Origin of the sequence: Afifella aestuarii (assembly GCF_004023665.1) — a bacterium.
Taxonomy (GTDB): Bacteria; Pseudomonadota; Alphaproteobacteria; order Rhizobiales; family Afifellaceae; genus Afifella; species Afifella aestuarii.
Window position 1 is genome coordinate 53036 of the sequence record NZ_SAUF01000002.1, and the last position, 22546, is coordinate 75581.

A 22546-nucleotide genomic window follows, 5' to 3' on the forward strand; every position below is an offset into this window, starting at 1 on the left:
CGTGCCTCAATGCGGCAGACGGCGGGCGAAGGCCGCCTCGATCGCCGCCTCGTCATAGGCTTCGCCGAGGAAGTCGAAAAGGGCGCGCAGGCTCGCCCGGTCTTTGACGTAATCGTCGTAGCGCACGAGGAAGCTCGTATCGGAATGGGCGGCGACGTAATCCGCATACTGCCGGTCGAGATCCTCCACCATCTCCATTACCTTTTCGGTTTCCACATCTTTCCACCACGAGGAGCGCGCGACATCGGCGGCGCGCCGCGTGTTGAAGACGAGCCGGCAGGGCGGGAAGAACTCGCGGATGAAATCGAGAAACTCCGGCATCTCGCCGGGCTCCGCATCGTGGAAGCGGATTTCCTTGAAGCCGAGGACACGTGTCTGCGACGTGGGTTTCAGAATCTCGCGCACGAAGAGGCCGGCGAGTTCCTCGCCGAAGCGGCGCGGCACGATTTCGTCGGCGCCGTACCATGGCCCGTGCGCGGGGATCGGCGTCTGTCCCTGATTATAGCGTGTGTTGTGGGCGCGCTTCCACGCCCGGAAGAGCGGATAGAGAAGGTTATTGTTTTCCCCCCGGATCATCGCTCCGGGGATTGTCTGCAGGGCCGTCTGCAACAGCGTGGAGCCCGAGCGGCCATAGGTGACGATGACGATGAATTTCTCGAAGTCGGGCCTGGCAGTCATAGGGGTCTCCGCGGGTTCAGCGAATGGGACGGCCGGCGCATCAACGGGCGAGCCGGCTCTTGATGGTGAAGGCGAGCGCTTCCGTGGGCACGAGGCGGCTCGACGGAACGCCGCAATTGGCAAGCGCTTTGCGCGCCTTCGCGCCGGCGGCGATGACGTGATGGGCGTGTTCATAGGCGGCCGCGACGGTGACGGGATCCCGATCCCGAACGGCATCGCGTTCGACGAGGATGTCGTCGAGGGCGAGGATGGTGAAGATCTTGTCGCCCTTGGCCTCTCCGGCAAAGGGCAGAAAATCCGTGATGCCGAAGGTGATGAGGGCGTCATGGCCGCGCGCCAGCGCCATCAGGCGCGCATGCTTGGAGGGATCCTGGACCGGGATGTCGCTTCCCATGAAGCCGAAATCGGACGGCGGCGGCGCGGGCACCGGATCGAGCAGGATGTTTTCGAAATCGGCCGCCCGTGCGGCGCGCGCGAAGGCCGGGTTTGCCGTCTGTCCGTCGAGCGCGAGCGACAGGCGCAGGCCCGCCCGCGACAGGCGCTCGCAGAAGCGGCCGAACGCGTCCTGCAGCGCCTCATCGGCAAGGCTTGCCGGCGCGACGGCGACGAGGCAGCGCTCCCGGCCTCTCGCGATGAAGGGGAACGGCTTGAAGGGCGCGTAGCCGCAGAGATCGTCGGCCATCAACTCACGCACATCCTTCACGATCGGGCCGCGATAGAACCGGCTCGCATGGTGGAGGGGGCGCACCTGCGACACGCGTGTGAACGGCCTCAGAAGGGCCGAAAGCCGCGCAATCCGCCGCTTGCGCCCGACATGGCTCTCAAACGGCGGCACCTGCTCGAGCGTCGGCAGGCTCCAATGTTCGACCCGTGTCACGTCCCGGACCAGTGCGAGACCCGGCCGCTTCGGTCGCTCGAAGGCGAGCCGCGACAATTCGTTGAGCGGAATGAGCGCGATGAGAGCCTCGGCGGCTTCGATGTCCTTGCGGGCGCGGCGCGTGTCGCCGATGAAGCGGCTCGCATGATCGGCGGCACGAATGAAAAGGATGTGCGGGCCGGAAAGGGGCTCTGCCAGTGCTTCGAAGAAGAGGCTGCGCAGATGCTGCGGCCATTCCATGTCGGCCGCGGCGCGCCCGTAATGGGCAACGAGAATCGGCGGAACGTCGTGCTCGTGAATGCCGGAGAGATGCTTTTCGAAGAGGGTCGCTGCTTCCCGCAACGTCAATGTGCGGCCGGGCAAAAGCGGGTCCGATGTCGCCCGGATCTCGCCGGTCTCAAGGTCGGCCATCAGGAAACGCGGCGCTTCCTCGTGCTCGTCGGCAAGGATCGCCGAGCGGGCGAAGAGATCGGAATGCTTGCGCTGCATCCCCGCCATGATCTCGTCGGTCTGGCGGCGCGACTGCGCGACCATGCTTTCCGGACGCACGCGATAAAGAAAGCCCGGATCGGTGACACGCACGCCGTGAAAGCCGGCTTCGCGGGCCGACAGCCAGAAATCCCAGTCTTCGAGGCCGAATTTCATCGTCTCGTCGTAGAAGACACCGGCGCGAAAGACCTCGGACCGCACCAGACTGCCCGCCTCGCTGATATTGCCGCGGCGATGCCGGAGCGCGGAATCGGCGAGCGTGGTTTCGCGCACATCGACGCCGTCGACCATGGGCGTCAGGCCGAAAGCGTGCACGTCCGGAAAGGCCCAGCCGGCGCTGTCCTCCGCGCCGAGGGCGGCCGCATAGGCGGCAAGTGCGTAATTCTCCAGCCTGTTATCGGCATCGAGAAAGAAGATCGCGTCGGTATCCGGAAAGAGCCCCAGAAGCGTGCGCACGCCGGTGTTGCGGGCCGCCGACAGGCCGCCATTTCTCTGGCGCAGGCTGATCACCCGCCCCGGATAGCGCGCCCGACAGGCCGTCAGCGCATGTTGGGTTTCCGGATTCGGACAGCCGTCGTCGACGACGGCCACCACATGGGGTGTCGCAAGCATCTGCTCGCAGGCGCTTTTCACCGCTTCGACGGCAAAGCGCGAATGGCCGTAGACCGGCACGACGACGCCGATCCGCCGAAAGCTGGACGGCCCGTCATTGCCGGTGAGGAGCGGGCCCCGCATCACTTCTCCGAACGAGGCTTTGCCTTGCCACCGGTGAGCTCAAGGCGATGCGCGCCCTTGCCGGCGACCGTGAGATCCAGCCCATACCAGCGGCACCAGGCAAAGCTGATATGTCCGGAAAGACTGCGGATGGTGCATAGAAGGTCGGCAGGCTGTGCGAGCGGCGTCTGAAGCTCGATGGCAAAATCGTGCCGCTCATTGGGCTTCGTGTTCACCTTCGCGGCTGCGATGACGAAATCGGGCCGGGCGGTGTCGCCGTCTTCGACGAAGCGCTCCATCGCCCCGGCGAAGGCGGCGGGGTCTTCCTCGCCCGCACCGCGCTCGATAAGTAACAGCCCGTATTCCGCATCGGGTCCCAGACGGTGGCTCGTCATCACCCGCGCGCCGACACGAACGAGTCCTTCGGGCAGGATGCCGACACCGCGCGCCCCCGAAAGGCCGTCCGGCAAAGGATGCGTCTGCATGAAGTTTTCGACGTCGGAGATCTCGAAAACCGAAAACCCGAGGCCTTCGGATGCGCGGCGACCTTCGCTGTCGCCGAACATGTAGCTCATCCGGCTTTTCAGTTCCGCGAAGGGGATGCGCCGGGCAAAGGGCGGTTCGAGTTCGCTCCGCAGCGCCTCGATCTTTTCGACCTCCATGTGCGATGCGCTCAATGCGATCTCGACGCCTGAGGAATTGCGGAGTGCCAGGACGACGTCCATCGGCCGCTCGGTCGGGCCTGTGAATGTCAGCCGCAATGTCGTGCGCGTCGCCTTCGGCAGGCGGCGGGTGAGCGAGGCCGGCAGGTTCGCTGTCGTGCCGGCATCCTGCGCGAAGATCGCTTCGACGACCTGACGCAGCTCGTCCGCATCGCGCAGAAGGAGGTCCTGGCTCGGGATCGCGAGGATGGCGGTTTCGATCTCTTCATCTACATCGTCGGCGGCGCGCGCGAGATCGACGGAGACGGTGAGCGTGCCGGGCTTGATGGCATCCGCAAGCCGGAAGCCGCCGATCTTTCCAGGAAGGGTGCGCAGGCCGATCTGACCATTGCTGTCGGTTGCCGAAAGTGGGCCGCCCTTGCTGGTTTGCCGAAGGATCGCCTCTTCGGCGGCGCCGAAGATATAATGCAGCCGACGAGAGAGCCCCGCCGTATCGAGCGGGGCACGGGAGATCCGCAAAGCCGCACGGTTCGCTGCAGGAAACGCTTCGGTGGAAAGGCCCTTCCAGACTTTGAGCGCGAGCGAACCCGCGCTGTCGGGATCGATCAGGCCGAAACGGTCGGTCGTCTCGTCCGTGAGCGACAGGAGCGGTGCGGCGACCTTTGCGTCTCGGAGGAAGGAGACGGTGAGGACGCCATCGCCGTGGATCGGACCGACGGCCTTTTCCAGAACGATATCGTTCCAGCCGGCCTTCAAATCCGTAGAGGCAATCTCCGCCCGGGCGAGGCTCTGCCGCAGATCGGGGGGCCCGAGCGTGACGATGATCTGGCCGGAGGTCTTCTTGGGCGTGACGACATAAAGACTGACGGCATTGATGCCCGCGAGATCGACCGGCAAACGCTGGACGAGCGAGGTCGCCTCCACGTCGCCGCCAGGGCCGATCGTGCGATCGCCGTCCGGCACCTCATAGGCGAGCATGCGTGTGGAATAGCCGAGCGCCTCGACCATTTCGCGGCCGAGGCGAAGCTGCAGCTGTTGCCACTCGGCGTGCTGGCGCATCTCGGCAAGCTCGCTCTCGCGCCGGCCGAGGACCTCTTCCTGGATGGCGAGGCGATGGCTCATCGCCGGCAAGAGCGCATGGGTGAAGCGTAAGAGCGCCGCATCGGTCTCGGTCGCGTCGATGACGGCAAGAGAGGGGACGGGCCGCGCGTCGTGCCGCTTGAACAAGCCGACGAGCTTTGCCGCGATCTCCTGTTCGCCGTCGCCGCAGGCAATCAGGAAGACGCCGTGCGGGATGGCGTCGATGAGGACATGGGCGGCCGCGCCCGGATGCGATCCTGAGGATCTGAGCCGGCCATCCTGATCAAACAGCGTGACGGAAGTCGGAAGATGCGACAGGTCTCCGAGACGTTCGGCAAGGCTTTCGGAGACGAACACCTGGCTCGACGCTCCGAAGATCTGTTGGGCGCTGTCGGGATCGACGAAAATCCCGCTGGAAAAGGCGGTCGGATCCGGCACGTCAGGCGACCTTCTTTCTGCGCCACCGCTCGAGATGGCCCTGAGCCTCTGGGCCCCCGGCGAGATAGCCCTTCAGGCGGGCTTTGTTGAGCTTGTGCCGATAGGCGATCTCCTCGTCGCCGATCCCGTGGGTGCGTCCCCAGGCGGTGTCGGCGGCATTGAGGGCGGCGAGCGTCTTCTCGAGAGTGGCGGCATCTTCCATGAGGACGTAGCCGAAATGCTCGTAGAAGAACCGCGCCTCGATCATCGAACGCTCTTCGGTCTCCGCTTCGTCGTAATCATGCGAATGATAGACGATGGCATTCGGTGCGAAGACTTTCTGATAGCCGGCCGCGACGATGTCCTCGGCGTAGAGCTGGTCTTCGCCGAAGGGAACGTCGCGATAAGGGATCTTCTCCCAAACGGAACGCCGCAGGCAGGAATTGTTGTCGCTGTAGTAATGCAGCTGCTGCCGCCATTGGATGTCGCCCGCCGCGTAGCGTGCGGGATCGAGATCCTTGGAGACGGCGAGCGGCATTTCGAAGAATTGCCGGAAATGCTGGTCGATGTCGCGCTTGGTAAAGGCGCTCGCGGCTTCCCAGGCGAGATGGTGACCGAAGGCGCCGGCGGCATCCGGATAATGGTCGAGCATCATCACGAGATTGGCGAGCCAGCCTTCGTTCGTCGGCAGCGCATCCTGGGTGAGAAAGGCGATGTAATCGCCGCTCGTCAGCTCAACGCCGAGATTGCGCGTGCGGCCATGGCCGAACTCCGATTTGTCGATGCGGTGCAGCATGACCGAATCGTCCGCCTCGATGCGCTCCATCGTGCCGTCGCTCGAGCCACTGTCGATGACGAGGATCTCGAACGGCTCGTGCAGCTTCTGCGCCTTCACCCGCTCGATGACGTCGAGGAGGAGCGGCCCGCCGTTTAGGGTCGGGATGACGACGGAGGCTTTCGGTGTGGCCCGCGGGACCCCCGGCGCAAGCCGGGCGTGCCCGAGTTCCTGAAGCCGGTCGACGATGCCTTTTTCGATGACGTCGGCAGCGCCTTCCCAGCTGAACTGGGAGACCCAGTTGAGGGCCTTGCGCGCCTGTGTGGCGCGGCGCTCGCCATCGAAGAGCAGCGCTTCGATGGCATCGGCGAGAGCGTCGGGATTGGCGCCCGCGCGCGACACCACGCCCTCGGGATAGATCGCCTTGGTGCTTTCCACATCGAGCTCGACCACCGGCAGGCCGCAGGCCATCATTTCCTGCGGAACGAGCGAGTAGTTCGTGGCCGAGAAGACGACGCCGATCGTGGCGGAACGGTAGAGCCGGCTGAGCTCCTGCGGCGGCAGCGTCCCATGCTGCACGAAAGGGAAGGGCGCTGTCTCGATCGGCTCTTCGGAACCGAAGAAATCGACGATGAATTCGTGTCCGCGCCGCGCCAGCACCTCGAGCGCCAGAAGGCCGAGATCGACAGCGCGCCTGGCGGTGAAGCGGCGGGCGTAAAGCGCGATCCGCGGAAGCGCTTCCGCGTTGGCGGCAGGCGCCGAGCGCGGGCTTGCCGGATAATAAACATCGCGATCGGCCGCGAGGTGGAAATGGCGCGTCCAGCGGCCGAAATTCTCCTCAAGCGTTTGTGACAGCCACGGGCTCGCGCACAGGCAATCGACGTCACTTCGATAGGTGGTTTCCGCCAAAAGCGCTTCGGCGCCGCGGGCAAAGAAGAACGGCTCGTAATCCTGCACGAAGTAGAAGCAGCGCTTCACGTGCTGCATCGAACGGGCCGGCCACACCGACGCCCAGTCGGTCGCGATGACGACATCGCCTTGAGCATCGACGAAACCCTCCTCGTCGATGAGGCGGATGTCGGCATCGATCGTCTGATAATGGCGCACGACGTCGTCGTAGGCCCCGTCGAGCGGCTCTTTCGGATCGCGGTTATGGATCCAGACCGTCTGGCGGTGACCGCGCAGACCGAGGGCGCGCACCATCCGGAAGATGGTCATATGGCCGCCGCCGCCGGTCCCGAAATCCGGGATCACCCAATGCAGGACGAGGCGGTTCGGTATGAAACTGCCATGCGCATCGGCGGTCTCGGCGGGCCGGTGATCCAGCGGGTAACGCAGAAAGCTTCCCTTGCAGCAATGCGCGTCCCGTCGCCCGAGATTGATGCGATGCCCGGGCTTTGCGGGATCGACCGGCCTGAGCGCGGGCGCCTGCGGCAGCCCCTCCTTCATGAAGCGCGCGATCGGCTCCCCGTCGCGTGGCGACCAGCCGGTGAGGTCGCTGTAATGCGTGAGACTGAAAGCCGCCGACGGGTCGCAGCCATTCTGCCAGCCATGGCGCAGATAGTGCAGTATCGGAGGCAGGCCGCGCAGCGCGTAGCGGTGCTCCTTCGTGTACCAGGACGGGTCGAAATATGGATTGGGGCTGCGGCCTTCGCGGATGCCCCAGTCGATGTAATGTCGAAGCGGATCGGGCACGGCGACGACGTCGGGATATTTCCCGCGATACCAGGTCTCGTGCAGAAGCCCGCTTTCCGAAATCTCGTCATAAGCGCCGCGCGGGATCGTCATCGGCTCGCGTTCGACGTCTGCACGGCCGGTGGCGACGAGAAACTGCTCGTAGGCCGTGAGCTTCTTTTGCGAGAGGTCGGGGTGGTCACGCAGATAGGCGGCAGCGTCGAAGGTGGGCGAGGGGTTGCGGCCTTCGGTGCAGCCGACCTGAAGGTAATGGATGAGAGGGTTGATCTCCGCGGCCCGAATGTCGGGGTAGGCAGTCAGATAATAGGTGACGTCGAAATGCTCCGACGGATTGCGCCCCTCTTTCCAGCCGATACGATGAAAATGCTCGATCGGGTCGATCTCGGCGCGCGCCACATCGGGATTGTTCTCAAGGTACCATTGCCCGTTCATCAGGATCGGATGCGCCCTGAGGAGCCGCATCGATCCCGTGAAGGGCAGCAGATAGCGTTTCAAAGTCCGCTTGAGTGTGGCGTTCACGAACGCGCTCCCAGGGCAATACGAAATGCCAGGCCGGCATAATGTGGCTGTGTGGCTCGGATGGATGGCACAGGTCGCGCCAAATCGAAAGGACGACCGGCTCAGCGACAGGTCTTGGCGCCAGAGGCGACATCGACCATGAGCTGCCGGTGGCAGGGCAGAAGATGCTTCATGGCATAGCGCTCCAGGACCGTGCGACGTGCGGCTGCGCGCAACGGCACGAGCTTCTGCTGGCCGGCGAGCGCCTCTTCCATCCGCGCGGCGATCTTGTCGGAATCGAAGAAGTCGACGAGGAGCCCGTTCTTGCCGTCCTCGATCATTTCCCGGATGGGCGCGGTGTCCGACCCAAGCAGCAGCACGCCGGTGCTCATCGCTTCGATCATCGACCATGACAGCACGAAAGGCACGGTGAGATAGACGTGCACGGAGGAGATGCGGAAGACCGTACGCAGCTTCTCCAACGGCACCAAATCGAGAAAGTGGATGCGGCTCAGATCGAGATCGAGCGTCTCCAGGGCATGTTCCTTGTAGGTCTTGCCGTCGGAGCGTTTGGAGCCGTAGGCGACGCGGTCTCTGCCGACGACGATCGTCTGCATGTTGGGGCGCCGCTTTTGCAGCTTGGCGACCGCCTCCATGAACTGCGGAAAGCCGCGGTAGGGCTCCATGCCTCGCGTGGCATAGGTGACGATCTCGTCGCCCGCCCGAAACGTCTTGTCGCCGATCGTGAGCGTGTCGGAGCGGTCCGGACACATGAAATCCGTATCGACGCCGTCGTGCAGAAGCTCGATCTTGTCGCGGAACATGGCCGGAAACTGGCTGTGCTGAAACCGCGTCGGACAAATCCCCCAATCCATGATCGAGAGATCGGCAAGGAAAGGCGCATTCTTCATCTGCATGCGCACGCGCTCGTCATAGGGGGCGGGTTCGCGGCGCAGGAAGTCGGTATCAGCGCCCGTCGAATTGTACCACCACTCGTAATAGGTGAGCATGCGTGTGTCCGGCCACAGTTCGCGCAGGAACATCGTCGGGCCCCAGCCGGAATGGCCGCAGATGATGTCGGGCTTCCAGCCGGATTGCTTCACGCTGACGAGTTTCTGAAACACGTTCTGCGCATTGATGACGGCAGATTCGAAAGAAACGACCGCGGGATGAATGCCCTTTGTCACCGGGCGATGCGGTTTGTACAGGACCTTTTTCAGAGGAAACTTCTGCTGGTTCGTCTCCAGCGTAACCGCGATCATGTCCTCGACCAGCGGGTCATCCTTCAAGAAGTTGATGAGACGTCGATACTGGCCAGGAAAATTGTTGTGCAGGAAGAGTATTTTCATGAGGCGGGAAAATCCGAAAAGGTGCTTGGCAAGTCAGGCGTCGTGCCGGAAACGGGGTTTTCGAACCCTGCATGAAGGCAATGCGGGGGCGCGGCTGCGCTGTCAACATGCAGGTTGGAAAGGCGCCGGAAAGCCGCTCGTCTCAAGCTAGGCAAGAGCGTCGACCCGTGCCCAGGCGGTGACGGCATGCTCGCTGGCTTCCGGTACGTAAGCGAAGCCTTGTTTCGACAGCCCGTCCATAACGGCTTTGACGCCCGGCAGACCATAAATGTCCGGGTGAAGTTCAAGGACGAGCGCGCGCAGCTTGGACGGCAACGGGTCTGCGAGAAGCTCCAGCTCGGCGCCTTCCACATCCATGACGACGACCTGCGGGTCCCACTCATCGAGACGCTTGGAGATGGCACGTGCTGGGACCTCCACCCGACGCGCCTCCGCTCCCGGCCGTGTCGACGAGGCCCAGAAATCCCTGGTCACGTAAAAGTCCGCCGTGCCGTCCTCGCGTGCGGCGAGCTCGTGGTGGAGGGTCGCGCAGGTGACGCCGTTCAAACGGTGATGGTGTTCGATCAGGGCCAGAAGCTCGGGATTGGCCTCCACACACTCGATCGTGATGTCGGCATGGGTAAGGGCCATGAAGCTCGAGATGAAGCCGCAGCCGCCGCCGAATTCGACCACGCGATCGCCCGGCCTCACCATGATTTCGCTCGCCCGCGCCTCCGCGCCTTCATACCAGCCGCGCTCGACGGCCCGTCGCAGCTTTTCGGTGAAAAGGGGATGCGACAGGTCGAGGCGGACACCCCGGCATTCGACGATTTCCGGGCTCGTGGCCGGCTGCATCTCTCGCTCCTTGTCCTCACGCTGCAGAATAAGCGTCGGTGGTCGGCTTATCCGCACTCGCCCGCCGCGGCAACCAGTCGCCGAAGCCGCCCCGAACGTCTTCCCAGGGTGCATTTTCCTGTGCAACCCATGTCAGCGTGTCGTATTTGACTGGCTTTTTGCAGACGCGTGTCTGCAAAAGACGCAGACTGTCTCTGGCATAACCGGCTGCATCCGGTCATACTGGGGCATCTCCAGATAGAGACCGACTCCGTAGGTCCCAGATGCACTGTCATCTGGGACCTCTTTTTGAGAACCCTATTCGAGCGTTGCCGAGAAGGGTTTCTCGATGATCGTTTCCCCGTCCCGCTCGACACTATAGACGGCTTCGTAGCGCCCGGCCGGCCACCCCTGGGACGGCCGTTTGCGACCGGCGAAGACGAAGACCTGGGCCTTGTTGGCTTCGAGCGGGTCGACGGCCTGATCGACCAGAACCTGCCCTCCAGGCGCGGTAATCCGCATGTGCTGTATGTCGTCTTTCAGAAGGCCGATGGCGCGGCCATAGGCGACAAGGACGGGCGCGCTCGTATCGGGATCGTGCAGCATGCCGCCTTCGATATCGACCATCTTGAGGTCTGCGCGGTCGCTGAAGCCGACATTGAGGATGCTGCCGGCCGTATAGGCGAGGTCAGCCTGGAGGTCCTTGGCCCAAAGCGAGGTGCCGGCGATTTCGTTCTTGCAGGTCGCCTTACCTTCCATCGCGGCAACATCCGGCTGGTAGCTGAACGGGTCGACGATCGTCCCGTCTTTGGTCAGCTGAAGATGCACATGCGGAAATTCCGTCTGTCCCGACAGGCCCACCTGCCCGAGAACGGCGCCCGCTTCCACCTGCTCGCCCGGCCGCACCACGATGCTGCCAAGGCGCATATGGCAATACTGCGTCTGCCAGCCGTCGCCGTGATCGATGACGAGGCCATTGCCGCATTCGGAGCCTTTGACGTTCTCCACCCCGATGCGGCGCACGGACACATCATCCATCTTGTCGCGTACGCGCAGCACTTTGCCGGGGGCCGCTGCCAGCACGTTGACCCCCTCGCGCATCGCCTCAAGCGTCGGAATGCGAAAATCCGTTCCCTTATGGCCGTCATAGGTGAGGCTGCCGCAATGATAATCATGCGCACCCGAGGTGCCGTCGCGGTCGACGTAATGCTGGATGACACAATCCGTCCCAGGCGTGCAGGCGAGAGGCAGTTCGAGTTCGAAGGCGGCCGCCGATGCGGTGAGCGGCGCAAGAAGGACGAGTGCGAGCGCCGGAGCGCGAAGCCGCCCCACTGCGGTCAAAGCGGGCATCGCACGGCTTGATGAGGCGACGGAGAGATGGCCATGCCACGCTCGCATGGGCGTTCCTTTCCTGATGAGACGGCCCGAAGAAAGGTCGCAAATGCGACCGCTTCGTGACTGAGGCAGCGGCAAGACGCGCTTTCGAGCGCGATCTTAGGAGTTCCAGGCGGGAAAGCCTGTCACCGTGATCCGCCGATGCTGTGGCTGGTGCTCATGACCCGCTCGACAAGCTCTGGGTCGTACTCCTCGCCGAGGAAGGCGCACAATTCGGCGAAGTAGGAATGATCGCGGCAGACGGCGTCATAGTCGAAGGAGAAAGAATGTTCGGGGTGGTCCCGGGCATAATCTCCCATGCGCGTTCGCATGACCGAGATCGCCCGCTCCGCATCGCCTGGCTCGTAATCCGGCCACCAGCCGCTCTTCAGCGTAGCCTCGACATTGCGGAAATTGAAAACGAAGGCGGCACCGGGGAAAGCTCGACGGAGAAACCGGAGGTAGGGCACAAAGTCCCCGTCGCTCAGCGTCCTTCTATCGTAGCGAATTTCCTTGAAACCGCAGCATCTTGCGCCGACTGAAGGTCTCAGAACGGAGCGAAAGAAGGCGTCCGCGCAACCGGCCACGAACATGTCGGGCTCGATGAGCTCGGCGCCATACCACGGGCTCCCCGACGTGGTCGCCTCGTTTCCCCATTCAGAGCGCGTGTGCCGCAATCGTCTTTGCGTGCGGAAGAGTGGGACGAGGGCGGCGTTGTTCTCGCCACGGATGTGATAGCCCGGCAGCGCGTTCAGCAATCCCTGCAGCAAGGTCGAGCCGGAGCGGCCATAGGTGACGATGAAAAGGAAGGGAAAGCGCGCGAGCTTCGGTTGCCGGAGATAGTCTTCGAGCGATCGCAATCGTGGCTCCTGATCTTTCCGGGACCGACGCGCCGGAGCCTCTCGGCGCGCCCCCGTGTTTGAAGGATGCTGCCAGCGGGTGAGAACCTTTTGAAACACGCCCTGCCGACGCCGCCCGCCTAGAATGCGTTTTTGCGCGAACTTCGTTCAAGCCCTCAGGCCTCATACATTCTGCGCTTCTTCCTCGGCCAGGCCGAGAAAGCGACGCCGTGAGCGGCGCCGGGCATTGTCGTAAAGCTGCCGGTCGAAACGTACGAAGGTCTCATAAAAATCCCGGACTTCGCCGTTCTGCAGATCGATTGTCTCCGACAGCATCGCCTCGTTGGTGCGCGGAATTGACCCGAGCCCGGGGATTTTCCTGGTGAGCTTTTTGTGTGCCGTCGCCATGTCGTCGAGGGCGAAGAAGAAGTCGAAATGTTTCAGATGTCCCATCGAAAAGCGGCCCTGCTCCTCACCGATGCGTCCGCCGATGGAGCGGGTCATGTAGCGGGTCTGCGTGTTGTCGAAGAGGGAGATGGCGGTCGGCGAGGCAAGGATCGGTTCGAGCCTTGCGACGTCGTTGAGATCCGTCTCCCAAAGGGCGAGCGACAGTTCGGCGATGTTTTCCGGAATGAGATGACGGCGGGCCTCACCGTCGGGCCGTCCATAGGCCTTCACCCATTTGAGATGAGAGAGGAGCTGCTTGAGCGGCTCGCGGAAGATCGTGATGGTGAAGACGTCGGGCCGCATCACGAGGTCGCGCACTCTCGAAAAGGGGAAATGCCCGGACGCGTAGAAAGGTTGGCCGTCGCTTACGACGGAATAGAAGAGTTCTCGCTGGCTCTCCATGTGCTCGAAATGCCGTCCGTCGGGGACGGCTTTTTGGAAGGCGAGGTTGAAGGCTGAACCTGCCGTCTTGGGAATATGCAGGAAGAAGATCTTGTCGATCTTTTTATTCGTCCTGCCCTTCACGGTGCTGCGTGAGAGCGGAAGAGCGTTCTTCAGGTCCTGGAGCTTGCGCATCGGCTCAATCAACTGCGAAGTGAGAAATCTTCGTGCTCCCGGCTCAAATTGGGAGAATAGAAGGGGTCGCGCGCCAACAGGCGTTGCCATTTTTTCTGCATGTAGAGCGATTCTTCGAAAAATCGGGCCTGTTTCTCGGAATTGTCCTCATGGCCGCGCGAAATGCTTTCTAGGTGGTACATCTCCGCATAGGGCGTGAAGACGTTCGCAAAGCCGAGCTTTTGGACGGCAAGGCAGAAATCGACATCGTTGAAGGCGACGGCGAGATGCTCTTCGTCGAGGCCGCCCACAGCCTCATAGACTTCTTTGCGCACGATAAGGCAGGCCGCCGTCACCGCCGAAACGTTCTGCAGGATCTTGAGCCGCCCGAAATAGCCGGGCTCCTCGCGCGGGAAATATTTGTGGGAATGGCCGGCAACTCCGCCAATGCCGAGGATCACGCCGGCATGCTGGATCGTATCGTCGGCATAGTAGAGTTTGGCGCCGACGCACCCGATATCCGGCTGAACCGCCCAGGACACCATTTCCGTGAGCCAATCGGGCGAGATTACTTCGATGTCGTTGTTGACGAGGCCTAAAATGGCGCCGTTCGCTTGGGCGGCGGCGAAATTGTTGATTGCCGCGTAGTTGAACGGCTTGTCGTAGGAGATGACGCGGATTTTCGGATCCGCGCGCAGCTCCTCGAAATAGCGATGCGTCTCAGGTTCGACGGAGCCGTTGTCGACGATGAGGATCTCGTAAGCGTCGTAGGTGGTCTTGGTGAGGATCGATTCGATACAGCCGCTCAGAAGTTTTGCGTGATCGCGCGTCGGGATGATGAGGCTGACGAGAGGGCGGGGCTCCGGCACTGAGAGCTTCAGCCGGTAGAAGGGCACGCCTGGCGCCGGTTCGACCTTCGCCGGCAGTCCGGTGCGTGTGACATGATCCTCAAGGGCGCGCTGGCCGGCAAGATAGGCATAGTTCTTCTCCCCGCCGGCCATGGCGGTTGAGCCCTCCACCGCGCGCCAGTGATAAAGCACTTTGGGGATGTGCCGGATTTTCGCGGGAGCGACGATCTCGGCGATGCGCAGATTGAGGTCGTAATCCTGACTGCCCTCGAAACCCACGCGCCATCCGCCGACGCGACGGATATTTTCCGCCCGATGCACGGTCAGATGGTTGAAATAATTCTGTGAGCGTAGAAGCTCGCGCGAATAGTCCGGCTTGAAATAGGGCTCGTAGCGCAGCCCGTCCGAGCCTAATTTGTCCTCGTCGGAATAGACGATCTCAGCGTCCGGATGGCGCCCGATTTCGACGGCGACCTCGCCGAGCGCATTCTCCCGCAGGACATCGTCGTGATCGAGGAGGGCGATCCAGTCGCCCGTTGCGACGACGAAAGCGGAATTGGTGGCGGCCGAGATGTGCCCGTTGATCTCTCGTCGAACGACCTTGATGCGGGGATCGTGCTCCGCCCATGCCTCGAGGCGGCGACTGATCTCCGGATCCGACGACGCGTCGTCGGCGATGCACAATTCCCACTCCGGATAGACCTGTTCCTCGACGGAACGGATGGCGGCATCGAGAAGATCGGCCGGAGGGTTGTAGACCGGCATCAAAACGCTGATGACGGGGCGCCTTTCGAGCGCCTTGATCTGCGTCTCGAGCCTCTTGCGATCGCGCTCCGGCTGGTAATCGTAGCGCTTGACCCAATCGGGATAGCTGCCGCCACCGGGGCTCAGCCGCGACGGTGTGCGCACGCCCACGAAATGCGGGCGGCGCAGATAATGCCAGTATTGCCGAAACCGGCGCACAAGACGCATCGGATCTCGCCAGAGAATCTGGAGTGCGTGGCTGGCAAAGAAGAGAAGCGTTTCCGCCCGGTTGCGGCGCTTGATGCGGAGGCGGCCGATCTCGAATTTGCCGGCGCCGTCCGCGGGGTAGAGGCAAAGCTCGTTCGCCGGCTCGGGCAGATAGAAATCGGCTGAGAAGCGGTTTCGCCACCGTTCGCTTTTGAGGCTTACCCGATAAGTGGCGAGAAAACCCTTGCCCGTGTCGATGACGATCTGCGGTGTGACGACGGAATTGCCCGAGATTTCAAAGGCGCAATGATACCAGCCGGGCTCGAGCGGACTGACCGGCCGAAAGCGGATCTGCGGGTCGTCGGAGGTCGCAGTGTAGGCGCCGTCAGCGCCCGAAACGTTCACATATTCGCACGCCGCACAATCCTGTCGAAGGTCAACAGCGCGCACTTTTTCGGTTCCTCGCTTTGATCATCTTGCGCCGGTCCGGTCTCATGCCGGGGCGCTTTGCTCGTCTCTCAGCTCGGCGAGCCATCTCGGTCGCGCAAGAGGGTGTTCACGACACGGGCGGTGCTTTCCTGCCAGGGGGGTGCCGCATGGCCGAAATCCGTGGCGAAACGGCGGCAGTCGAGGCGGGAGTTCTTGGGCCGCGCCGCCTTTGTCGGAAACTCCGCGGTCGTGATCGCCGCAACCTCCGCCGTCGGGCCTGAGAGCGTTCCGCTCACACGGAAGATTTCTCGCGCGAACCCGCACCAGCTCGTCTCGCCGCTGCCGACGAAATGATAAAGCCCGTTCGGGCGGGCGGCCCCGGCCTTCTGCCAGTGCCGGGAGATTGCAAGAACGGCGTCGGCGATGTCCTCGGCCGAGGTCGGATTGCCGATCTGGTCGTCGACGACGGAAAGCTGATCGCGGCCTTCGGCAAGCCGCAGCATCGTCTTGACGAAGTTCTTGCCGTAGGGGCTGTAGACCCAGGCGACACGCAGGATGAGATGGTTGGCATTGGCGGCGGCAACCGCCTGTTCGCCGGCAAGCTTGCTGGCGCCGTAGACGCCCTTCGGGCCCGTCGCCATCGCCTCGTCGTAGGGCTCGGCGCCATCGCCCGAAAAGACGTAATCCGTCGACAGATGGATGATCGGAACACCGAGCTCGCGTGCGGCTCGCGCCACTTCGCCTGCACCTTTCTCGTTGATGAGAAAGGCCTGGTCCGGCTCGTCCTCGGCCTGGTCGACCGCGGTATAGGCGGCGGCGGAGACGACGACATCCGGCCGGGCGGCGGCGATTGCCGGCGCGATCGTCTCAGGCCGCGCCAGATCGAGCTCGGGGCGGCCGACGGCGATGATTTCGGTCGCATCGGATCGGGTGCCCGCTGCGATCAGGGCGCGTGCGACCTGCCCGTCCTTGCCGGTGACGACGATCCTCATCCGGCCTTCGCTTTCTGATGGGCATGGCCGAGACGTTCGCCCTTGTAGCGCTCGGCGCGGAGCGGGCCCCACCACCATTCGTTTTCGAGATACCAGTCGATGGTGCGGGCGATACCCGTCTCGAAACTCTCTTGGGCCCGCCAGCCGAGATCGCGCTCGATCTTTGAGGGATCGATCGCATAGCGTCGGTCGTGACCCGGACGGTCGGTGACGAATGTGATGAGGTCGCGGTAGCTCTTGTTGCCGTCGCGCGGCCGCCGCTCATCGAGGAGATCGCAGATCGTCTCGACGACCGACAGGTTGGTGCGTTCCGCGCGTCCGCCGATATTGTAGCTCTCGCCGATCTCGCCCTTGCCGACGACGAGGGCGAGCGCCCGCGCATGGTCCTCCACGTAGAGCCAGTCGCGCACATTGGCGCCCTGGCCGTAGACCGGCAGCTCTTTCTCGTCGAGCGCGTTCAGGATGACGAGCGGGATGAGCTTTTCCGGGAAGTGATAGGGCCCGTAATTGTTGGAACAGTTGGAGAGGACGACCGGCAGCCCGTAAGTCTCGTGCCAGGCGCGCACGAAATGGTCGGACGCCGCCTTCGAGGCCGAATAGGGCGAAGAGGGCGCGTAGGGCGTCTCCTCGGTGAAGATGCCGCTGTCGAAAGGCAGGTCGCCGAAGACCTCGTCGGTCGAGACGTGATGGAAACGGAATTTTTCCTGTGCCTCTGACGAAAGCTCTCGCCAATAGGCGAGCGTCGCGTTGAGAAGCCGGAAGGTGCCGACGACATTGGTTTCCACGAAGGCTGCTGGGCCGTCGATGGAACGGTCGACATGGCTTTCGGCGGCGAGATGCATGACGGCGTCGATGCGCTCCGCCTTCATGACGTCGAGGAGCGCCGTGTCGTCGCAGATATCGGCCTGAACGAAAACGTGGTTGGGCGCATTCTCGATCGCGCGCAGAGACTGCCGGTTGCCGGCATAGGTGAGCTTGTCGACGTTGACGACGCGCTCCACGCCCTCCTGCACGAGGTGGCGGCAGACCGCAGAGCCGATGAAGCCCGCCCCGCCCGTCACGAGTATTCTCATCTCTTGGCCTCCGGCCCGATTAATCGAAGATATCCGCCTCGGCGAGGAGGGGCGCTCCCTGATCCTTCGCCGACAGCGTGAGCGCATCGCCAGATAGCGGCCAGTCGACGCCGATCTCCAGATCGTCGAAGCGCAGCGAGCGGTCGTGCTCGGGCGAATAGACGTCGGTCACCTTGTAGAGGACCTCCGTATCCGGCTCGAGCGTCAGAAATCCATGCGCGAAGCCGGCCGGGATCAGGATCTGGTTCCATTTCTCAGCGGAGACTTCGAGGCTGACCCATTGCCGGAAGGTCGGCGAAGAACGGCGGATGTCGACGGCGACATCGAGGATGCGCCCGCGCGTGACGCGCACCAGCTTGTCTTGCGCCCGTGGCGGCAGTTGATAATGCAGCCCGCGCAGAACCCCGACCGCCTTCGAATAGGAGTGGTTGTCCTGCACGAAGGTGAGCGGGATGCCCGCTTCGGCGAAGCGGTCGGCATTGTAGGTCTCGGAAAAGAAGCCGCGATCGTCGCCAAACTTTTTCGGGACGATTTCGACGACGCCTTCGAGGCCGAGAGGCCTGACCTCGATCATTGGCTGCGCTCCTGAATGCGGCGCATCAAATATTGCGCGTAATGGGTTTTGCCGAGCTTTTCGGCCCGGGCGGTGACGGCCGCCGCATCGAGATAGCCGAGCTCGAAAGCGATCTCTTCCGGGCACATCACCATGGTTCCCTGCCGGTGTTCGATGGTGCGCACGAAAGCGGCGGCTTCGTGGAGGCTGTCATGCGTGCCGGTGTCGAGCCAGGCATAGCCGCGTCCAAGCCGCGAGACTTCGAGATCGCCTCGTTCGAGATAGGCCCGGTTGACGTCTGTGATTTCGAGTTCGCCACGGGCGGATGGCTTCACGTCGGCTGCGATGTCGACGACGTCGTTGTCGTAGAAATAAAGCCCGGTCACCGCCCAGGAGGATTTCGGCTTTGTGGGCTTTTCTTCAATCGACTGCGCCATGCCGGTTTCGCGATCGAAGGAGACGACGCCGTACCGCTCCGGATCGTCGACGTGATAGGCGAAGACGGTGGCGCCCGTGTCCTTGCTGGCCGCGTTCTTGAGAAGGCCCGAAAGGCCGGCGCCATAAAAGATGTTGTCGCCGAGGATGAGGGCGGCAGGGTCGTTGCCGACGAAATTGCGCCCGATGATGAAGGCTTCGGCAAGGCCGTTCGGATGCGCCTGTTCGGCATAAGACAAGGACACGCCGAAAGCGCTGCCGTCGCCCAGGCATTCCTGGAACATCGGCAGATCGCGCGGTGTGGTGATGATCAGGATGTCGCGAATGCCCGCCAGCATGAGCACGCCGAGCGGGTAATAGATCATCGGCTTGTCATAGATCGGCAGCAATTGCTTGGAGACGGAAATGGTGAGCGGATAAAGCCGCGTGCCGCTGCCGCCCGCCAGAATGATCCCCCGCATGGCTATACCTCAGCTGAAAAGTCCACAGGCGTCTAGGATAGGTCGGCCGCGCGTGCAAGCGCACGCCAGCCTTGCTTCAGGGCGCGCCGAGGCGCCCTGGCAAAGAAAGACGCTGGAGGGGAGCTCTTAGGCGATCGCGATCTTCGGGTCGAGGGGGCCGCACTTGGATTGTGTGGTGACGATGCCCCTTTGGGACCCGGTCGGTCCTGACAGCTGCCCGATCGCTCGGCTCATCCGGCGAGCTGGGGGAAAAGCCCGACGAGTCCGACGATGATCAGATAGAAGGCGATCACGTAATTCAGGATCTGCGGAAAGACGAGAATAAGAATGCCGGCGATGAGAGCGACGGCCGGCTGGATGAGGACGATGTCCATGGGTGGGGTCTCCTGGATAGGGGCGGGCGATCGGGGATGTCGGCCGTCCGCCCTCGTGACTGTCGCAAAACGTAGAAGACCGAAGAGCGTTGCTCACGCTTTGAGCGAAAGAGCGAAGTTTATGCGGGGCATATCGAACGAATATCGCCGCGATGGACAATCTCTCGACAAATCGCCATGACAAGCATCTGAGACAGCGTTCAGCTTGATGGTCCGCTGAACGGAGGAGTCGTGGGCCGGTCATGAACATCCGTGTCCGGCGGTTGCCAAATCTTGGAGGTACCTCGATGAACATGCTGGCCGAGCCTTTGCAGAAATTCGCCACCAATTCGCTGGAGAGCCATTGGCTGCCGTTTACGGCAAGCCGCGATTTCAAGGCCGAGCCGCGCCTCGTTGTGAAGAGCGAGGGCATGTATCTGTGGGACCACAAGGGCGGCAAAATCATCGACGGGTCGTCGGCGCTGTTCAACGTGGCGGCGGGCCATGGCCGCAAGGAGATCATCGAGGCGGTCCACGCTCAGATGCTGCAGAACGATTACTCGCCGCATTTCCAGCTCGGCCATCCGGGCTCTTTCGCCCTGTCTGCCAAGCTCTCGCAGATCCTTCCTGAGCCGTTCAATCACATCTTCTTCGTGAATTCCGGTTCGGAGGCGATCGATACGGCCCTGAAGATCGTCATGGCCTATCACCGTGCCCGCGGTGAGGGGCAGCGTCTGCGCTTCGTGTCGCGCGAGCGGGCCTATCACGGCGTCAATATCGGCGGTGTGTCGCTCTCGGGCCTGATGAAGAACCGCGAGGCTTTTCCGGGCGTGATCCCGAATGTGGTGGCGATGCGCCATACCTGGGATTCTGAAAACACCTTCGTGCGGGGACAGGCGGAAACAGGCGCCGAGCTCGCCGACGATTTGCAGCGCTTTTGCGACATGTACGGCGCTTCGACCATCGCAGCGGTTTTCGTGGAGCCGGTCGCAGGTTCCACCGGCACCCTCGTGCCGCCGAAGGGCTATCTGGAACGTCTGCGCGAGATCTGCGATGCGAACGGCATTCTGCTGGTCTTCGACGAAGTGATCACCGGTTTCGGCCGCCTCGGCGCGCCTTTTGCCGCTCAGGCCTTTGGCGTCACCCCCGACATCATGACGATGGCGAAGGCGATCACCAACGGCACCATTCCAATGGGCGCCGTCGCTGCGCGTGACGAGATCTATGAGACGATCACCAATTCCGCACCGGAGAACGCCATCGAGTTCTTCCACGGCTACACCTATTCCGCCCATCCGGTGGCGTGCGCCGCGGGGCTGGCGACGCTGGACATCTACGAGCGCGAAGGGTTGTTTGACCGGGCGGCCGATCTGTCGGGCTACTTCCTCGACGCCATCTACTCGCTGAAGAACATTCCCGCCGTTCGCGACATCCGTGGCTATGGAATGATGGCGGGCGTGGAAGCCTGGCCGGAAGACGGAAAGCCGGGTGTGCGCGGCAACAGGCTGCAGAAAGAACTTTTCTGGAAGGGTCTGCACGTGAAGTTCACGGGCGATACCGCCATCGTCGCGCCCGCTCTGATTGCCGAAAAAAGCCATGTCGATGAGATGGTTGACATTCTGCGTCAGACGCTGAGTGTGCTCTAGGGCTGCCGCTAAAAAAGGCGAGTGGCCCAAAAAAGCGGCCACTCGCCGCAGGAAAATGCCCGCTCTTTGATCCAGATCACGGGTGTGTCAATCTGATGGACGTATCGTCAGTGTCAGGCCTGCTTGACGGTTACGCGGCGAAGCGCCGCTAGCCAAGCACGGTTCGGGCTGATTATTGTTCGAGCGGCATCGACCGGGGAACGCTATGTTCGATTATCATTCTCATTTCGAAGCCGCCATCGCGGCCTTGCGCAACGAGCGGCGTTACCGCGTCTTCGCCGATCTGGAGCGGCAAGTCGGGCGGTTCCCGCGGGCCATCTGGCGACGCGACGGCCAGGCGGAGGAAGTCGCCATCTGGTGTTCGAACGATTACCTGGCGATGGGGCACCATCCCAAGGTCGTTGAGGCCATGCGCAATGCGGCACTGACGATGGGCGCAGGCGCGGGTGGCACGCGAAACATTTCCGGCACCAATCGGCCGCTGGTCGAGCTCGAAAATGAGCTCTGCGATCTGCATCACAAGGAATCGGCGCTCGTCTTCACCTCGGGCTTCGTCTCCAACGAGGCGGCGATCTCGACGATCGCCCGGCTCCTGCCGGACTGCCTCATCCTGTCCGACCAGCTCAATCACGCCTCGATGATCGAAGGCGTCAAGCACGCCGGCACGCAGAAACAGATCTGGCGCCACAACGATCTTGCGCATCTGGAAGAGCTCCTGAAGGCTGCCGGCAAGGATCGCGCCAAGCTGATCGTCTTTGAATCGGTATATTCGATGGATGGTGACGTCGCGCCGATCGAGAAGATCGCCGATCTCGCCGACGAATATGGCGCGCTCACCTATATCGACGAAGTGCATGCCGTGGGCATGTACGGCGAGCGCGGCGCGGGCATTTGCGAGCGCGACGGCGTCATGGACCGTATCGATATCATCGAAGGCACGCTGGCGAAGGCTTTCGGCACGCTCGGCGGTTACGTCACCGGACCCGCCGCGATCATGGATGCGGTCCGCTCCTACGCGCCGGGCTTCATCTTCACGACGGCTCTGCCGCCGGCGATCGCCGCGGCTGCCTGCGCCTCGATCCGCCATCTCAAGACGTCGCAGGAAGAACGCGCCAGACAGCAGCGCCAGGCTGCGCGCACCAAGGACGTGCTGCGCAGGGCCGGCCTGCCGGTCATGCCGAGCGAGACGCACATCGTTCCCGTTCTCGTCGGCGAGCCGGAAGCCTGCAAGGCGGCCAGCGACCGGCTGATGGAAAAGCACCGCATCTACATTCAGCCGATCAATTATCCGACCGTGCCGCGCGGGACTGAGCGCCTCCGCATCACGCCGACCCCGATGCACGACGATCAGCTCATCGATCAACTGGCCGAAGCCTTGGTGGAGACGTGGCTGGCTCTCGATTTGCCGCTCAGTCGACCCGACATGGTAGACACGGCGCCGGCGCGCGCCCAGATCTTCGCGGCTTCGGGCGGCTGAGTGCCGCGGCTGGCTGCGGCCTCCAACTGCAACAGATAGCGCGACGCCAGACGTCGCATCAGAACG

Annotated in this window: 17 protein-coding genes; 2 read left to right on the forward strand and 15 right to left on the reverse strand. The window is 62.9% G+C overall.

Annotated features, from left to right (window positions below; genetic code table 11):
- Positions 1-6 precede the first annotated feature (6 nt).
- The 15 genes from EO094_RS08625 to EO094_RS08695 all read right to left on the reverse strand — a co-directional run bounded on the left by EO094_RS08625 (position 7) and on the right by EO094_RS08695 (position 19378).
- Positions 7-678 (reverse strand): sulfotransferase, encoded by a 672-nt coding sequence (locus EO094_RS08625; protein ID WP_164879601.1) that lies wholly within the window; start codon positions 676-678, stop codon positions 7-9.
- Positions 679-718: 40 nt separating this feature from the next.
- Complete coding sequence (locus tag EO094_RS08630; protein WP_128291930.1) at positions 719-2779, reverse strand: glycosyltransferase family A protein; 2061 nt, start codon at positions 2777-2779, stop codon at positions 719-721.
- Positions 2779-4938, reverse strand: a complete 2160-nt coding sequence (locus tag EO094_RS08635; protein WP_128291931.1) for a DUF6212 domain-containing protein — start codon at positions 4936-4938, stop codon at positions 2779-2781. The genes EO094_RS08630 and EO094_RS08635 overlap by 1 nt, the downstream gene beginning before the upstream one ends.
- 1 nt (position 4939) lies before the next feature.
- Positions 4940-7906, reverse strand: a complete 2967-nt coding sequence (locus EO094_RS08640) for a rhamnosyltransferase WsaF family glycosyltransferase (protein WP_128291932.1) — start codon at positions 7904-7906, stop codon at positions 4940-4942.
- Between the two features lie 101 nt (positions 7907-8007).
- Positions 8008-9234: a glycosyltransferase family 4 protein gene (locus EO094_RS08645; protein WP_128291933.1), complete on the reverse strand. Its 1227-nt coding sequence runs from the start codon at positions 9232-9234 to the stop codon at positions 8008-8010.
- 147 nt (positions 9235-9381) lie between these two features.
- A complete protein-coding gene (locus EO094_RS08650) occupies positions 9382-10068 on the reverse strand; it encodes an FkbM family methyltransferase (RefSeq protein ID WP_164879602.1) in 687 nt (228 codons plus the stop codon).
- A 297-nt stretch (positions 10069-10365) separates the two neighbouring features.
- The gene (locus EO094_RS08655; RefSeq protein ID WP_205649878.1) at positions 10366-11445 is read right to left on the reverse strand and encodes a M23 family metallopeptidase; all 1080 of its coding nucleotides are present in this window, start codon (positions 11443-11445) and stop codon (positions 10366-10368) included.
- A gap of 122 nt (positions 11446-11567) precedes the next feature.
- Complete coding sequence (locus tag EO094_RS08660; protein ID WP_164879603.1) at positions 11568-12281, reverse strand: sulfotransferase; 714 nt, start codon at positions 12279-12281, stop codon at positions 11568-11570.
- A 162-nt stretch (positions 12282-12443) separates the two neighbouring features.
- Positions 12444-13283 (reverse strand): hypothetical protein, encoded by an 840-nt coding sequence (locus EO094_RS08665; protein WP_128291936.1) that lies wholly within the window; start codon positions 13281-13283, stop codon positions 12444-12446.
- 8 nt (positions 13284-13291) lie between these two features.
- A complete protein-coding gene (locus EO094_RS08670) occupies positions 13292-15511 on the reverse strand; it encodes a glycosyltransferase family 2 protein (RefSeq protein WP_205649879.1) in 2220 nt (739 codons plus the stop codon).
- Between the two features lie 68 nt (positions 15512-15579).
- Positions 15580-16482 (reverse strand): dTDP-4-dehydrorhamnose reductase, encoded by a 903-nt coding sequence (gene rfbD, locus EO094_RS08675; RefSeq protein ID WP_128291937.1) that lies wholly within the window; start codon positions 16480-16482, stop codon positions 15580-15582.
- Entirely contained in the window at positions 16479-17555 is a 1077-nt protein-coding gene (gene rfbB / locus EO094_RS08680; RefSeq protein WP_128291938.1) for a dTDP-glucose 4,6-dehydratase, read from the reverse strand. Before rfbB ends, rfbD begins: the two co-directional genes overlap by 4 nt.
- Positions 17556-17574: 19 nt before the next feature.
- Complete coding sequence (rfbC, locus tag EO094_RS08685; RefSeq protein ID WP_164879604.1) at positions 17575-18129, reverse strand: dTDP-4-dehydrorhamnose 3,5-epimerase; 555 nt, start codon at positions 18127-18129, stop codon at positions 17575-17577.
- Complete coding sequence (gene rfbA / locus EO094_RS08690) at positions 18126-19004, reverse strand: glucose-1-phosphate thymidylyltransferase RfbA (protein ID WP_128291939.1); 879 nt, start codon at positions 19002-19004, stop codon at positions 18126-18128. Before rfbA ends, rfbC begins: the two co-directional genes overlap by 4 nt.
- Positions 19005-19234: 230 nt before the next feature.
- Positions 19235-19378, reverse strand: coding sequence for a DUF3096 domain-containing protein (locus EO094_RS08695; protein WP_128291940.1), 144 nt, complete (start codon positions 19376-19378; stop codon positions 19235-19237).
- Positions 19379-19665: 287 nt separating this feature from the next.
- Here EO094_RS08695 and aptA point away from each other — a divergent pair, with 287 nt between their 5' ends.
- Together aptA and hemA are read left to right on the forward strand one after the other, a co-directional pair.
- On the forward strand, positions 19666-21003 hold the full coding sequence (gene aptA, locus EO094_RS08700; RefSeq protein WP_128291941.1) for an omega-aminotransferase AptA: 1338 nt from the start codon (positions 19666-19668) through the stop codon (positions 21001-21003).
- 205 nt (positions 21004-21208) lie between these two features.
- A complete protein-coding gene (gene hemA / locus EO094_RS08705; protein ID WP_128291942.1) occupies positions 21209-22480 on the forward strand; it encodes a 5-aminolevulinate synthase in 1272 nt (423 codons plus the stop codon).
- Positions 22481-22546: the final 66 nt, after the last annotated feature.